Annotated in this window: 10 protein-coding genes; 5 read left to right on the top strand and 5 right to left on the bottom strand. The window is 72.4% G+C overall.

Going from position 1 to position 15,335, the window contains the following annotated elements; translation table 11 throughout:
* Positions 1-3,150: a GH92 family glycosyl hydrolase gene (locus tag OG519_RS03925; RefSeq protein ID WP_405578679.1), complete on the bottom strand. Its 3,150-nt coding sequence runs from the start codon at positions 3,148-3,150 to the stop codon at positions 1-3.
* A 342-nt stretch (positions 3,151-3,492) separates the two neighbouring features.
* Between OG519_RS03925 and OG519_RS03920 the strand changes: the two genes are divergently transcribed.
* Positions 3,493-4,491 carry a LacI family DNA-binding transcriptional regulator gene (locus OG519_RS03920; RefSeq protein WP_405578678.1) on the top strand — a complete coding sequence of 333 codons (999 nt, stop codon included), beginning with the start codon at positions 3,493-3,495 and terminating at the stop codon, positions 4,489-4,491.
* A 99-nt stretch (positions 4,492-4,590) separates the two neighbouring features.
* Here OG519_RS03920 and OG519_RS03915 read toward each other — a convergent pair whose 3' ends face one another.
* Positions 4,591-5,409 (bottom strand): SGNH/GDSL hydrolase family protein, encoded by an 819-nt coding sequence (locus tag OG519_RS03915; protein ID WP_405578675.1) that lies wholly within the window; start codon positions 5,407-5,409, stop codon positions 4,591-4,593.
* Between the two features lie 372 nt (positions 5,410-5,781).
* On the opposite strand from OG519_RS03915, the gene OG519_RS03910 reads away from it, so the two are divergent.
* Complete coding sequence (locus tag OG519_RS03910; RefSeq protein ID WP_405578674.1) at positions 5,782-6,105, top strand: plasmid stabilization protein; 324 nt, start codon at positions 5,782-5,784, stop codon at positions 6,103-6,105.
* A 192-nt stretch (positions 6,106-6,297) separates the two neighbouring features.
* Here the strand turns inward: OG519_RS03910 and OG519_RS03905 are convergent, their stop codons facing one another.
* On the bottom strand, positions 6,298-7,137 hold the full coding sequence (locus OG519_RS03905; protein ID WP_405578672.1) for an aldo/keto reductase: 840 nt from the start codon (positions 7,135-7,137) through the stop codon (positions 6,298-6,300).
* A gap of 226 nt (positions 7,138-7,363) precedes the next feature.
* Between OG519_RS03905 and OG519_RS03900 the strand changes: the two genes are divergently transcribed.
* Entirely contained in the window at positions 7,364-8,401 is a 1,038-nt protein-coding gene (locus OG519_RS03900; RefSeq protein ID WP_405578670.1) for a LacI family DNA-binding transcriptional regulator, read from the top strand.
* Between the two features lie 129 nt (positions 8,402-8,530).
* Entirely contained in the window at positions 8,531-10,600 is a 2,070-nt protein-coding gene (locus OG519_RS03895) for a SpoIIE family protein phosphatase (protein ID WP_405578668.1), read from the top strand.
* Between the two features lie 29 nt (positions 10,601-10,629).
* Here OG519_RS03895 and OG519_RS03890 read toward each other — a convergent pair whose 3' ends face one another.
* Positions 10,630-11,241 (bottom strand): LysE/ArgO family amino acid transporter, encoded by a 612-nt coding sequence (locus tag OG519_RS03890; RefSeq protein ID WP_405578666.1) that lies wholly within the window; start codon positions 11,239-11,241, stop codon positions 10,630-10,632.
* 97 nt (positions 11,242-11,338) lie between these two features.
* Here OG519_RS03890 and OG519_RS03885 point away from each other — a divergent pair, with 97 nt between their 5' ends.
* A complete protein-coding gene (locus OG519_RS03885) occupies positions 11,339-12,247 on the top strand; it encodes a LysR family transcriptional regulator ArgP (protein ID WP_405578664.1) in 909 nt (302 codons plus the stop codon).
* A gap of 52 nt (positions 12,248-12,299) precedes the next feature.
* Here OG519_RS03885 and OG519_RS03880 read toward each other — a convergent pair whose 3' ends face one another.
* Positions 12,300-15,263, bottom strand: a complete 2,964-nt coding sequence (locus OG519_RS03880) for a glycoside hydrolase family 3 C-terminal domain-containing protein (RefSeq protein ID WP_405578662.1) — start codon at positions 15,261-15,263, stop codon at positions 12,300-12,302.
* Positions 15,264-15,335: the final 72 nt, after the last annotated feature.

Genomic DNA, 15,335 nt, shown 5'->3' with positions numbered 1-15,335 from the left:
TCAGCTCCCGTAGACCTCCAACTCGTAGATCCGGGCCGCCGGATCGGTGTTCTGGGTGGGTGTGATCACCGAGAGCCGGACGTAACGCCCGCTCGTCGCCACCTGGTTGGTGGTGCTGTCCGCGGTGTTGCCGCGCACCTGGGCGACGGTGGACCAGGTGCTGCCGTCGGCGGACACGCTCAGATCGAAGTCCTTGGTGTCCCACGCGGGGTCCTCGCCGCCGGCCCCGGCGTGCCGGACCACCAGGGAGGACAGGGTGTGCGACGCCCCGAGGTCGACGGCCAGCGTCTTGGTGCCGGCCGCCTTGGAGCACCACTTGTCGCTGGTGCCGCCGGAGTAGCTGCCGTTGACCGCCTTGTCGGCGCCCTCGGTGCTGCCGCACGCGTCGGATCCGGTGGCGGTACGGCCGACCGCCAGGTCCACCGGGGCGCCGGCGCCGCCGTACACCTCCAGCTCGTAGATGCGGGCCGCCGCCGACCCCCCCGAGGTGTTGACCGGCTGCGAGACCACCAGCTTCACGTAGCGGGCCGAGCGCGGCGACACCGCGTTGTAGGTGCGGCTGGAGCGCGAGCCGGTGACCGAGGCCGCGGTGGACCAGGTCGAGCCGTCGGTGCTGGTCTGGATCTGGAAGGCACCGGTGTTCCAGGCGGTGTTCTCGCCGCCCAGGCCGGCGTGCTTGACCACGAACGACGACACGTTCTGGGCGCTGCCGAGGTCGACCTGGAGGCTCGCGTTCGCCACCGAGGAGCACCACTTGCTGTTGTTCTTCAGCGTGCCGTCCACCGCCTTGTCACCGGACTCCGCGCCGGCGCAGCTCGCCGAGGCGGTCACCGGCCGGCCCTGGGCCAGGTTGGTGCCCAGCTCCGGCGCGGCGGGCACCGGGGTGGCCCCGTCCTGGAACGACGGCGGTACGTCCCCGGCGCCGGTGCCCCAGGAAGCGCTGGGCGTGGCGCCCATCGAGAAGTTGAGCGTGGCGCCGGCCGCCACGTCCGGATAGCGCAGATAGGTGTGGCTGGTGGCGGCGCCGTTGACGGACAGGCCCTGGACGTAGGAGCCGGTGCCCGAGGAGTTGACGGTGATGTTGCCGCTGGTCCGCTGGATCAGCACCGAGGGGAAGGACGGACCGTTGACGGCCAGGGTGTCCGCGCCGGGTGTGGCCGGGTAAAGGCCGAGCGCCGCCCAGACGTACCACGCCGAGGTGGCGCCCAGGTCGTCGTTGCCCGGCAGGCCGCCGGCGCCGGTGGTGTAGGAGTCGGACATCACCTTGCGGACCGCGTCCGAGGTGCCCGCCGGGTCACGGGCGAAGTCGTACGCCCACGGCACACCGTGCTCCGGCTCGTTGCCGATGTAGTAATAGGGCAGGCTCTGCCCGGCGTTGACCTGGGTGAAGTGGTGGTCGAGCCGCTGGACCGCGGTCTGCCGGCCGCCCATGTCGCTGATCAGGTCGGCGAAGTCGTAGGGCACCATCCAGGTGTACTGGGAGGCGTTGCCCTCGGTGAAGTTGCTCTGGCTCGCCGGGTCGAGCGGCCACGCGTAGCTGCCGTCGGAGTTGCGCGGCTGGGTGTAGCCGGACTCGGTGCTGAAGGTGTTGCGCCACCACTGGGCCCGCGTCATATGGGTGCTGTAACTCGCGGTGTTCCCGAGGGCCTTGGCGAACTGCGCGACCGCGAAGTCGGAGGCCGAGTACTCCAGTGAGTCCGACGGTGCCCCGTTGAGGTAGTGCAGGCTGGTGTACGTGGACTGGTTGCCGCGGATCGCCGAGCCCTGGGTGGTGCCGCCGCTGGACGCCTTCTCCATCAGCGACAGCGCGCTCGCGGTGTCGAAGTCGCGCACCCCGAAGGCGTACATGCTGCTGATGATGATCGGCCCGGGATCGCCGGTCATCACGAAGTCCTCGTTGGTCTGCTGCGACCACTTGGGCAGCAGTCCGCCCTGCTGGCCGTCGAGCACCATGGAGTTGGCGATGTCGGCGGCCTCGGTCGGCGCGACCAGTGCGACCAGCGCCGCCCAGGAGCGGTAGATGTCCCAGCCGGAGTAGTTCTGGTAGACCGGGCGGGTGGAGTTGTGCACCGCGTTGTCGAAGCCGCGGTAGTCGCCGTTCACGTCGCTGGAGATGTTGGGGCTTTGGAAGACGTGGTAGAGCGCGGTGTAGAACTTCTTCAGATCGGTGCCGGCGCCGCCGGTCACCTGGACCCGGTTGAGGATGGAGTTCCAGGCGGTGTCGGCGGCGGTCCGTACCGCGCCGAAGTCCCAGCCGTTGTTCTCCGCCACCACGTTGGCCTGCGCACCCGCCACGCTGACGTAGCTGAGGCCGACCTTGAACTGGACGGTCGGCGCGCTGGTGGTGTCGAAGGTGACGTAGGCGCCGGTGTTGGTGCCCGAGGTGCTCGCGGAACCGGCGCTGACCGTGCCGCCCGACCAGGTGCCGAAGCCGGTCGGGGCGCGGTCGAAGCGGATGTCGAAGAAGATCTGGTACGTCTTGGACGAGCCGCAGAAGCCGCCCGCCGTCACACTGCCGGTCACCTCGGAGCCGTTGATCCGCACCGAGCCGTTGCGGCTGCCGGTGGCGCTGCGGCTGGTGTTGATCAGCAGCCGGGAGGTGGTCGACGCGGGGTAGGTCAGCCGGCCCATACCGGTGCGGGTGGTGGCGGTCAGCTCCACGTTCGTCGCGTACTTGTCCAGCCGGTTCTGGTAGTAGCCGGGCACCGCCGTCTCGTTGGCCTTGGTGTAAGGGGAGGCGTAGGACGTCCAGTTGCTGCCGGGGGAGGTGCCGAGGGCGCCGGTGACCGGCAGCAGCGGCAGATCCTCGTTGTTGGGACAGCCGGCCCCGTCGAAGTGGGTGAGGCTGAAGTCCTCGATGGAGGTGTCGGAGTAGCGGTAGCCGGAGGGCGATCCGGTCGGGGTGTCGGGGCTGAACTGCACACCGCCGAAGGGCACCACGGCCCCCGGATAGGTGCTGCCGCCCGCGCCGCCCGGTACCGGGTTGGGCGCGGAGCTGTCGTCGGTGCCGACGAACGGGTCCGCGTACTGGGTGAGGTTGAGGGTCGCGGCGTGGGCCGGGGCCGAGGCGAGGCCGCCGACGCCGAGGGCGGCCAGTAACAGGGCGCTGACGACGCCGGCGGTGCGGGAGCGGAGCAAGGCAGGGAGCACGGAGGAACCACCTTCTCGCGGAAGGCCCCCGCGTCGTCCTGTCGCTGGGGCCTCAGGGGCACGGGGCTGCGCGGCGCTTGTGAACGTTATCAAGCAAGGGTGAATTTTTGATGTGTACCTGACTCATGTCAAGAGTGCGGACGGCGCCGCCGCCCGCGCCGGGCCTGGGAGCGGGATCGGCGCCCAGGATCGGGGGCGGCCCTGCCATCATCGGTGCGGCGGCGATCGGCGCGGTCTGCTGAGTGCGGCGACGGCGGTGGCGTGAGCGGCGGACGTGGCGTGGGCGACGGCGGTGGCACCAGCGTCGGTACCGGCGCCGCCTTCGAGAGGACGAGGAGGCCTGTGAAGCGCCCGACGATGAAGGACGTGGCCCGCGCGGCGGGCGTCAGTCCGATGACGGTCTCCCGGGTGGTGTCCGGGGAGGCCGGCGTGTCGCCGGGCACGGTGGCACGGGTCGAACGGGCGGTACGCGAGCTCGGCTACCAGCGCAACGACAACGCCCGCAGCCTGCGCCAGAAGAACCTCGGCACCTCCACCATCGGCCTGGTCGTGGACGATCTCGCCAATCCCTTCTACGCGCTGATGGCCCGTTCGGTGGAGGACGAGGCGCACCGGCGCGGCTATCTGGTGCTGGTGGGCAGCACCAACGACGAGCCGCGGCGCGAGCGGGAGGTGATCGCGGCCTTCACCGCCCGGCAGGTGGACGGACTGGTCATCGTGCCGACCATCGGCGACCACGACTTCCTCCGCCGGCCGATGGAGGGCGGCACCCGGGTGGTCTGCGTGGACCGCCCCGCCAAGGGTCTCGCGGTCGACTCGGTCACCGTCGACAACCGGGCCGGCGCCGAGCGCGGGGTCGCCCATCTGCTCGGCCACGGCCACACCCGGATCGCCTATCTCGGCGACCGCTACGAGATCTGGACGCAGGCCGAGCGGTACGCCGGCTATGCCGACGCGCTCGCCGCCCACGGTATCGCGGCGGATCCGGCGCTGGTCCGGCACGGGCTGCGCACCCGCGCCGCGGCCGGCGCCGCCCTGGCCGGGCTGCGCGAACTCCCCGACCCGCCGACGGCGCTCTTCACCAGCAACGACCTGATCACCCTCGGGGTCCTGGACGGGCTCGACCATTCCGCGCCCGTCGCCATCGTCGGCTTCGACGACCTGCCGCTCGCCGAACGGCTCAGCCCGCCGCTGACCGTGATCAGCCAGGACCCGCCGGCGCTCGGCGGCACCGCCGCCCATCTGCTCTTCTCCCGGATAGCCGGCGACCACTCGCCGCCCCGGGACATCGTGCTGCCCACCCGCTTCGTGGAGCGGGGCTCCGGCGGATTCCGGAGCTGAGCCGGGCTCACCGGAGCGGTCGGCATACGGCCCGGCCCTGCCCGGAGCGGTGCGGCCCTGAGCGGCTGAGCGGCCGACGGCCCAGGACGGGGCGGCGGGTCAGCCGGCGGTCGCGGCCGTCCGTGGAGCGGGCGGCGGTGTCGGCGTGGGGGCCGGCGGCAGCCGCCGGTCGATCCGGTCGGCCACCGCGCGGCCGAGCGCGGGAAAGAGCGCCCCGGCGATCCTCCGGTAGCCGGCGTCGTTCGGATGCACGCCGTCGTGCATCTCGGCGGTGGTGAGCGTCGGCGGCGTCACGTACCAGAAGGGCCGGCCGCGCTGCCGCTCGGTGCGCGCCAGGGCGACGGCCCGCCGGTCGAACGCGGCCACTTCGGTGCGTACCCGCGCGGTGTTGGGCAGCAGGCCCATGTACACCACGGACACGCCCGGCCGGTCGGCGTAGATCCGGTCGATCAGAGCGGCCAGCCGGTCGGGGGCGTGCGCGACGTCCGTGTCACGCAGCAGGTCGTTGATGCCGAGGTGCAGCAGGACGACGTCGGGCCGCGACACCGCGAGCCAGCCGTCGACCTTGGCCGACACATCGCCGATCCGCCAGCCCCGGTGGCCCTCGTTGGCCGGCTGCGGCAGATCACCGTTGGAGAGCGAGCCGACGAACCGGACCGCGTACCGCGACTGCCCGGCCACCAGATCCCACAGCGGCCGGCGGTAGCCGGAGGCGGTCGGGCTGCCCTCGCCCCAGGTGATCGAGTCGCCGAGCGGCATCACCCGCACGGTGTACGGACGGGGGACGGCGCCAGCGGACCCCCGGTGGCCGCCGGCCGCCGAGCCGCTGGTGAGGGTCAGCGTGACGGCGACCGCGGCGGCGATCGTCACCAGCACGGCGAGGATGCTCCCGCCACGCACCAGCCGGGCGCGGGTCATGACGTGTGCCCCCTGCGGAACGGTGTCCCGGCCCCCGCGGTACGGACAAGAGCGGGGCCGGCCGGGACGGGCCGGACAAGACCGGCACACGATAACCCGCCGCCCGCCGGTGCCGCGGATCAGGGCGGGGCGGCGATGCCCGGGCGGCCCCCGGGCGGCGGTCGGCCGGGCCCCACCTCGGCAGTGGTGCGTCCGAACGGACGAGTCCCGGCGCCCGGGGACCGCCGAGGGCTGACAGTTGGGGGGAAGGGCGTGGTCCCGCGACGGTCGGGCAGGCGCCCTTCGACACCGGAGGGCGCGGCCGTGCGCGGTGCGCGCGGCCGCGTGACGCCACCTCTTCAACAGCTCTGCGACGCGTGCGGGAGGCACCAGATGCCCAGAGGATCGAGCCCCAAGCGGGAGCGGCAGTACGAGCACATCAAGGACAGCGCCAAGGACCGGGGCGAGTCCGAGGGACGCGCCGAGGAGATCGCCTCGCGCACCGTGAACAAGGAGCGCGCCCGCGCCGGCGAGTCCAAGAGCGCCGGCCGCACCTCCACCCGTGACATGTCGTCCGGGCGGCGGGGCGGCCTGCGTTCGCACTCCGGGTCGAAGGGGCCGACGAAGGACCAGCTCTACAACGAGGCCAAGCAGCGGAACATCAAGGGCCGTTCGAGCATGTCGAAGGACCAGCTGGCGAAGGCGCTCGGCCGCTGACGGCGCCAGTCGGGGGCCGGTCGGAGCCCTCGGGGCCCCTCGGGGGCCGGCCAGCCCTCGGCCGGCGTCGGCACGGCACCCCTACGGCGGCCTCGGGCCCGGCGGCACGCGGTGTGCCGCCGGGCCCGGACAAGTCGACGCGGCCGGTCGGCGGGCGCCGGTGGAGCGTGGCCGCCCGCTTCGGGCCCGGCGTCAGCCGTTGTTGGTGTCGGGGTCGAGCCCGGTGCGCCAGTTGCGGTCCAGCGAGGTGATCGCCGCCATGTCGCCCGCGGTCAGTTCGAAGTCGAAGATCCGGAAGTTCTCCTCGATCCGCGAGGGGGTCACGGACTTCGGGAAGACGATGTCGCCGCGCTGGATGTGCCAGCGCAGCACCACCTGGGCCGGGGTCCGCTCCAGCCGCTCGGCCACCGAGGTGACCACCGGGTCGTCGAGCACCTTGCCCTGGGTGAGCGGCGCCCACGCCTCGGTGGCGATGCCGTGCTCGGTGTTGAAGGCCCGCACGTCGTCCTGGGCGAAGTAGGGGTGGATCTCGATCTGGTTGACCGCCGGGACCACCTCGGTCTCCTCGAACAGCCGGTTGAGGTGGTGCGGGTTGAAGTTGGAGACGCCGATGGCCTTGGCCCGCCCCGAGTGGTAGATCTCCTCGAGCGCCCGCCAGGTGTCGGCGTAGTCCCCGCGCGAGGGCAGCAGCGGCCAGTGGATCAGGAACAGGTCCACGTAGTCCGTGTCCAGGTCCTCCAGGGTGCGGGCGAACGCGGTGAGCGCGTCGTCATGGGCGTGGAAGCCGTTGTTGAGCTTGCTGGTGATGAACACCTCGTCCCGGGGGACACCGGACTCCCGGACGGCCCGGCCGACCTCTTTCTCGTTGCCGTACATCTCCGCGGTGTCGATGTGCCGGTACCCGACCTCCAGGGCGCTGAGCACCGAGGCGGTGGTCTCCTGCGGATCGACCTGGAAGACCCCGAGGCCGAGCTGGGGGATCTCGACGCCGTTGTTCAGGGTGAGGGTAGGTACTGAAGGTACTGAACTCATGTCCGCGACTTTCCCTTGTTCGAGCAGATATGCGCGCGACCCGCTCCGTACGGGCGGTCCGCCCGGGGTCGCGCTCTTCGACAGTCTCCGATCAGTCGACCCCTGTCGCGTGCCCGCCGCGCGGCTCCCCACACCGTCGGCCCACCGAAGGGTCGTCGCTCGCGGACCGGGCCGACAATTCGGAGAGCGCTCTCAGGAGCGGTCGCGAACCGTTACGCTGTCCCGCATGATCCCCGTGACCCGTCCCACGCTGGAGGCCGTCGCGGCGCGGGCCGGGGTGTCGAGAGCGACCGCCTCCCGGGTGGTCAACGGCGGCGCCGGGGTGCGCGGGCCGCTCGCCGAACGGGTGCGGCAGGCCGTGGCGGAGCTGGACTACGTCCCCAACCAGGCCGCCAGAACCCTGGTCACCCGGCACAACGACGCCATCGCGGTGATCGTCGCGGAGCCCGAGGCCAGGTTCTTCACCGACCCGTTCTTCGCCCGCCAGATCCGCGGCATCAGCCGCGAACTCAGCACCTACGACAACCAGTTGGTGCTGCTGCTGACCAACGCGGCCTCGGACTACGAGCGGGTCGGCCGCTATCTGTCCGGCGGCCATGTGGACGGCGCGCTGCTCTTCTCGCTGCACACCGACGACTCGCTCACCGCGCTCGCCAGGGACGCCGGGATCCCGATCGTCGTCGGCGGCCGGCCCACCTGGCGGGACCAGGACGCCGGGCACCGGACGCTCTACGTGGACTGCGACAACCGGGGCGGCGCCCGGGACGCGGTACGCCATCTGCTCGGCCGGGGGCGCCGCCGGATCGCGCACATCGCGGGGCCGCTGGACCAGCCCGCCTCCGTGGACCGGCTGAACGGCTTCCGCGACGTACTGCCCGACACCGCCGCCGGACTGATCGCCGCGGGTGACTTCACCCCCGAGGGCGGCGCCCGGGCGATGGCGGAGCTGCTGGAGCGCTCTCCCGATCTGGACGGGGTCTTCGCCGCCTCCGATGTGATGGCCTCGGGCGCGTTACGGGTGCTGCGCGACACCGGCCGGCGGGTGCCGGACGACGTGGCGGTGGTGGGCTTCGACGACATGGTGTCGGTCGCCGAGTGGACCGACCCGCCGCTGACCACGGTCCGGCAGGACATCGAGGAGATGGGCCGGCTGATGGCCCGGCTGCTGCTGCGGGCGCTGCGACCGCCGGCCGACCCGCTCGGGGTCCCCGCCCTCTCCTCGATCGTGACCCCGACCCGGCTGGTCGTCCGCGCCTCCGCCTGACCGGGCCGGGTGGCTTTGGAGAGCGCTCTCCCAGCTTATGGCGCATATCGGTACGGATCGCGCCCCGGCGCCGCCCGTGTTGGCCGTGTCAGCCATGCCCAGGCGCACCGGGCGCGCGATGATCGGGCTATGAGGAGGACCGGCAGCGATCCGCAGGTGCCCGAGATCGAACCCGAGGTGTTCGACCGCGCCGCCGCGTCCGTCGTGCTCACCCTGGGTCCCGACCACCGGATGGTCTACAGCAACGCGGCCTTCCGCCGGCTCTTCGGCCCGCGCCGGCTCGGCGTCCCCGCCGCCGAGGCCTTCGACGAGCCCCAGGCGGCCGGCTTCGTGCACATGCTCGACGAGGTCTACCGCACCCACCGGGCCGGCGAGTTCACCTTCCCCGGCGAGACCGAGGACGCCGGGGACCAGGCGCCCGACCGGCGCCACTTCGTCTACAGCGCGCTGCCCGTCGTCTCCCGGTACGGCCCCGGCGTGCTGGGCATCGCCGTCGAGACCACCGCCCAGGTCGAGGCGGCCCGGCGGACCGAGGCCCGGTCGGAGGAGCGGCGCCGCACCGTACAGCGGTACGAGGCCCTGATGTCCGCCGTCCCGCAGATCATCTGGGTGCTCAAGCCCGACTGGTCGATCGAGGAACTCGTCGGCGGCTTCGAGGAGTTCACCGGTATGCCGTGGCGGTCGAGGGTCGACGCCGAATGGCTGGCCGCGGTCCACCCGCACGACCGCGACCACCTGCTCAGGACCTGGGAGAACGCCGCCGCGGGCACCCCGTCGTTCTTCATCTGCACCTTCCGGATGAGCACCGCCTCCGGCGAGTACCGGCATGTGCAGTCCCGGGCGGTGCCGGTGGTGCGCGACGGGGTCACCGTCGAATGGGTCGGCTCCTCCGCCGACGTCGAGGACCAGTGGCGCAACCGGCTGCGCGAGCGGCTGCTGGCCCGGGTCGCCACGGTGAGCGCGGCCCAGGACGTGCCGCAGGCGCTGGCCGCGGTCGCCGCCGCCGTGGTGCCGGAGCTGACCGACGCCTGCGCGGTCTATCTGCTGGTCGCGCCGGAGTCGGGCGGCGCCGGCGGCCCGGCCGGCGTCACCCGGCTCGCCACCACCTCCCGGCCGGGACTGCCCCCGCTGCCGCCGCCGGACGACCGGCCGCAGCCGGCCGGGGCGGTCGCCCGCCGGGTGATCGAGAGCCGCAGGCCCGAGATGGTGGCCTTCCCCGCCGGGGAGCCGCCGGCCGACGTGGTCACCGAGATGCCCTCGACGTGGCTGCGCGAGGCCAGGGCCACCAGCCTCACACTGGTGCCGATCGTCATCGACTCGGCGGTGGTGGCGCTGGCCGTCGCGGCCGCCTGCGGGGACAGCCCGCCGCCCGGCACCGCCGATCTCGCGCTGCTCCGCGAGGTGCTCCACGAGGTCCGTGAACCACTGCGCCGGGCGATGGAACTCCAGAGCACCCGGCACACCGCGCTCACCCTCCAGCGGGCGCTGCTCACGCCCACCCCGCGGGTGCGGGGCGCCGAACTGGCCGCGCTCTACCAGCCGGCCAGCAGGACCGCCGAGATCGGCGGCGACTGGTACGACGCGCTGGTCCTCCCCGACGGCTCGGTCACCCTCAGCATCGGCGACATCGCGGGCCACGACCTGAACGCCGCGACCGCGATGAGCCAGCTCCGCAGCATGCTGCGGGTGATCGTCTACGACCGGACCCGCCCGGCCACCCCGGCGCAGTGCCTGTCCCAACTCGACTTCGTGGTCGAGGGACTGGCCATCGCGCCGCTGGTCACCGCGATCCACGTCCACCTGGTCCGGGGGACCGACGGCGGCTGGCACATCTCCTGGTCCAACGCCGGCCATCCGCCGCCGCTGCTGGTGCCGGCCGACGGGCCGCCGCGCTATCTGGAGGGGACCGGCCCGGATCTGCCGCTGTGCGTCGACCCCTCCGCGCTCCGCACCACCTTCCACCACGAGTTGCGCGGGGACGACACGCTCCTCCTCTACACCGACGGTCTGATCGAGGTCCCCGGCACCGATCTCTCGGTGGGGATGGCCGCCCTCGCCGACCGGGCCCGTACCGCGAGGAGCGCGGGCGTGCCGCTCACCACCTTCTGCGCCCGACTCCTGGCCGGCGTCACCGAACGCCGGGACGACGTCGCCCTCATCGGCTTCCAGCCGGCCGCGCCGGCCGCCGCGCTCCACTGAACGGCCCGCGGCGATCCCGGCGGCGCCCCTCAGGCGCGGGCCGCCATCGTCAGGCCCAGGGTGATCATGGTGCAGGCGATGACCGCGTCCAGGACGCGCCACGAGGAGGGGCGGGCGAAGGGCCGGCGCAGCAGCCGGGCGCCGAAGCCGAGCGAGCCGAACCACAGCACACTGCCGGCCACCGCGCCCAGGCCGAACGGCCAGCGGGCGGATCCGTACCCGTTGGCGACCGAACCGAGCAGCAGCACGGTGTCGAGGTAGACGTGCGGGTTGAGCCAGGTCATCGCCAGACAGGTGAGGACCGCGCCGCGCAGCGAGCCGCCGGCCGCGTCGTCGGTGGTGAGGGCGGCGGGGTGCAGGGCGCGCCGGGCGGCGAGCAGTCCGTAGCAGCCGAGGAAGGCGGCGCCGATCCAGGCGGTGACGGTCATCGCGGTGGGCCACCGCCCGACCACTCGGCCGACGCCGCTGACGCCCACCGAGATCAGCAGCGCGTCCGAGGCCGCGCAGATCGCCACCACGGCTCCCACGTGCTCGCGCCGGATGCCCTGCCGCAGCACGAAGGCGTTCTGGGCCCCGATGGCCACGATGAGCGACAGGCCGGTGCCGAGACCCGCCAGGCAGGCGACAAGAGCTTCAGGCATGCCCCGAGGCTAGGAGCGGTCCGCTCATGAATCCAGCTAATGTTTCTAAGGTCCGATGAGCAGAGCTTCATCAGCGTGATCAGGGGAGCCCGCACCGGTGCCGGATCTGCCGCTCGACCAGGTACGCACGCTGCTCGCCGTGGTGGACGAGGGCACCTTCGAGGCGGCGGCCGCGACCTTGCACGTGACGCCCTCCGCGGTCAGCCAGCGGGTCAAGGCGCTGGAACAGCGCACCGGCCGGATCCTGCTGCTGCGCTCCAAGCCGGTGCGGCTCACCGAATCCGGCGAGATCGTGGTCCGGTTCGGCCGGCAGTTGGCCCGGCTGGAGCGGGACGCCGGCGCCGAACTCGGCCTCGACGACGCGGCGGGCACCGCCTCGCTGCCCATCGCGGTCAACGCCGACTCGCTCGCCACCTGGTTCCTGCCCGCCCTCGCCGAGGTCGCGGCGCGCCTCGACGTCAGCTTCGACCTGCACCGGGACGACCAGGACCACACCGCGCTGCTGCTGCGCCAGGGCCTGGTGATGGCCGCCGTCACCTCCTCGCCCGAGCCCGTGCAGGGGTGTTCGGTGCGGGCGCTCGGCACGATGCGCTACCGGGCCATGGCCACACCCGGCTTCGCCGCCCGGCGGCTCTCCGGGGCGCCGCTCGGCCGGCTCCTCGCCGACGCCCCGGTGGTCGTCTTCGACCGCAAGGACGACCTCCAGGACCGCTTCCTGCGGGCGGTCGCCCCGCGCCGCGCCCCCGGCGGGGCCCGCAGCTACGTCCCCTCCTCGGAGGCTTACGTGGCGGCGGTCGCCGCCGGGCTGGGCTGGGGCATGATCCCGGACGCCCAGGCGGCCCCCTACACCGCCCCGGGAGCCTTGGTCGACCTCGCCGAGGGCCGGTACGTGGACGTGCCCCTGTACTGGCAGCAGTGGCGGCTGGACTCCCCGGCCCTCGCCGCGGTCGCCGACGCGGTGGCACGCACGGCGGCCCGGGCCCTGAAGGACCCGGGCCGCCGCTGAGCCGGGCCGCCGGCTTCGGCGGCCCGACCCGACCACCTGCTCGACCGCCCGCTCAGCTATAGGCGTTGAACTCGGCGATCGACCACCAGGAACTCGAACTGCCGGTCTGCGTCACCCGGATGTAGCGGGCCGACTGCGTGGTGAACGAGACGCTGACCAGCGCCGTGGTCCCGGTCCCGGTCGCCACCGGGGCCGACCAGTTCACCCCGTCGGAGGAGAGCGCCACCGAGTAGCCGTGGGCGTAGTCGGAGGCGCTGCCCGCCGAGTCCATGGTGATCCGGCTGATGGAGTGCGCCGCGCCCATGTCGACCGTCACCGTCTGGCCGTTGACCATCGGGGTGCCGGTGCTCCAGCGGGTCGTCGCGTCGCCGTCCAGCATCCGGGCCGGCACGTCGCCCCCACCGGTCGCGGAGGCGGTGGCCGTCCAGCCGGTGCGGGAGAGCACCGGGTGGGAGTTGCCGCCGGCGGTGACGGTGGTGGTGCCGGTGAGGCGGATGTCCCGGGAGGAGGAGCCGACCGAGACGGTGTTGGTGCCGGCGGCGTTGGTCCAGCCGTTGTTCCAGTACTGGAAGCTGCGCGCGTCCAGGGTCAGTGTGACGTGCTGGGTCTGGCCGGCGTTGAGGGTGACCCGCTGGAAGCCGCGCAGGCTCTTGGGGGGCTCGCCGGTGGTGGCGGGCTGGCCGACGTAGACCTGGGCGACTTCGGCGCCGGCGCGGGTGCCGGTGTTGGTGACGTCGAAGCCGACGGCGACGTTGCCACTGGTGTCGGGCTGGCCGACGGTGAGGTTGGTGTAGCCGAAGGTGGTGTAGGACAGGCCGTAGCCGAAGGGGTAGAGCGGGGTTTTGTTCTGGCTGTCGTACCAGCGGTAGCCGACGTTGACGCCCTCGCTGTACTGGACGGTGCCGTTCTGGCCGGGCCACTGCGCGGTGGTGTGGGCGGGGACGTCGGCGAGGCTCTGCGGGAAGGTCACCGGCAGCTTCCCTGAGAAGTTGGTGTCCCCGTAGAGCAGCCGGGCGATCGCGGTGCCGTCCTCCTGGCCCGGGTACCAGTTCTCGATGATGCCGCGGACGCTGTTGGCCCAGGGCATCGTCACCGCGGAACCGCTGTTGACCACCACGACCGTATTGGGGTTGGCGGCGGCCACATCGCTGACCAGGGTGTTCTGCGCGGAGGACAGATCGATCGAACCGAGGTCGCTGCCCTCGGACTCGAAGTTGCTGACGAAGACCACCGCGAGGGCCGCGTTGCGGGCCGCGGTGACCGCCTGGTCGTGCGCCGACTGCCCGGGCACCTGCCAGCCGAGGCTGACATTGCTGCCGCCGCCGCCCTGGTAGTAGTCGACCTCGACGCTCACCGGCTGGTTGCCGGTCAGCGTCACCGTGCCGGTCTTGGTGGTGGGGCCGTGGTCACCCCAGTTGTTCACGATCTGCTGGCCGTTGACGAACAGGCGGCTGCCGTCGTCGCTGTTGAGCGAGAAGGTGTAGCTGCCGGAGGTCGGCGGGGTGAGGTTGCCGGTCCACTTCACCGACCAGTTGGTGGCGTTGACGCCCGAAGCGGGCGAGGCGCCGCCGTACACCGAGTCGATCGAGGAGTCGACCCTGCTGGCCACCACCGCGCCGGAGAGGTCGGTGCTGTTGTGGTACTGCCCGAACAGGCCGTTGCCGGTGCCGGAGGACGGCGTCAGGTACTGGGCGGGGACCGGCGGGAGCGCGCCGTTCGACGAGGCCACACCGGGCGCGTAGGTCACCGTGGTGCCGCTGCCCGCCCGGGACGTGATGCCCTGGTACGGGGTGATGAGATGCGCCGGGTTGACGCCCGCGCTGCCGCCGCCCTGGGTCATCGCGTCGGTCCCCGCGTCGTCGCCGATCACCGCGACCGAGTGCACCGAGGACGCCACCGGCAGGACTCCGCCGGTGTTCTTCAGCAGCACACTGCCCTCTTCCGCGACCTGCTGGGAGACCGCGGCGTGCGCCGACGAGGTGACGACCGCGTTGACGTTCCCGGTGTTGGGGTTGTCGAACAGCCCCTGGCGGAACATCGAGACGAGGATGCGCCGGACATGGTCGTTGATGGTGGCCTGCGACACCTGCCCGCTGTTCACCGCGTTGGTGAGCGCGGTGCCGTAGTAGTCGCTGCCCGGCATCTCCATGTCGAGCCCGTTGTTGGCGGAGGCGACGGTGGAGTGGGTCGCCCCCCAGTCGGAGGTGATGAAGCCGGTGAAGCCGAGATCGCCCTTGAGGGTGCCGTTCTGCAACGGCCCGTTCTCACAGGCGAAGGGGCCGTTGATCGCGGAGTACGAGCACATCACCGAGTCGACCTGGCCCTGCTTGACCGCGGCCTCGAACGCCGGGGTGTAGATCTCCCGTTCGGCCCGGTCGGAGACGATCGCGTTGTCGGAGGCGTTGTTGCGGTTGGTCTCCTGGTTGTATACGGCGTAGTGCTTCACCTGCGCCATCGGGCCCTGGCTCTGGATGCCCTGGATGTCCGCGGCCCCCAACTGCCCGGCCAGATAAGGGTCTTCGCCCAGCGACTCGAAGGCGCGGCCCCAACGGGGGTCGCGCACGATGTTGATGGTCGGCGCGAGGACGACGTTGGTGCCCTTGCCCCACTGCTCGGAGCCCAGCACCTGGCCGTAGCTCTGCATCAGCGAGGTGTCCCAGGTGGCCGCGCCGGCCACCGGGGCGGCCATCTGCGTCACGTTCGACAGCCCGTCGCCGGCGCCGACCGGGCCGTCCTGGAGGTGCAGGGGCGGTATGCCGAGGCGGGTGTTGCCGTCCACACAGCCGACATAGCCGCAGGAGGCGCCACCGTGCAGCATGGTCAGCTTCTCGGCGAGCGTCATCTGCGCCAGCAGCGCGTCCGCCCGCTGGTCCGGCGTCTGCGCGGCGTTCGCCCAGGGCCGGGCGGCCGCGGTGTCCGCCCGGCCGGTGGCGGCTCCGGCGGTGGAGGCGGTCACCCCGCCGACAAGGAGGATGGCTGCCGCGAAGGGCAGCGCGGTTCGTTTCCATCGACGCACGGGAGAGCCTCCAGGCTTCGGACTACGACGACACGCGCGGGCTGCGATGCGGCCTTGTTGAGGTAAGTTGAC

Source organism: Streptomyces sp. NBC_01190 (assembly GCF_045039895.1).
Taxonomy (GTDB): Bacteria; Actinomycetota; Actinomycetes; order Streptomycetales; family Streptomycetaceae; genus Actinacidiphila.
This window is presented reverse-complemented; position numbering and strand designations above follow the sequence as displayed.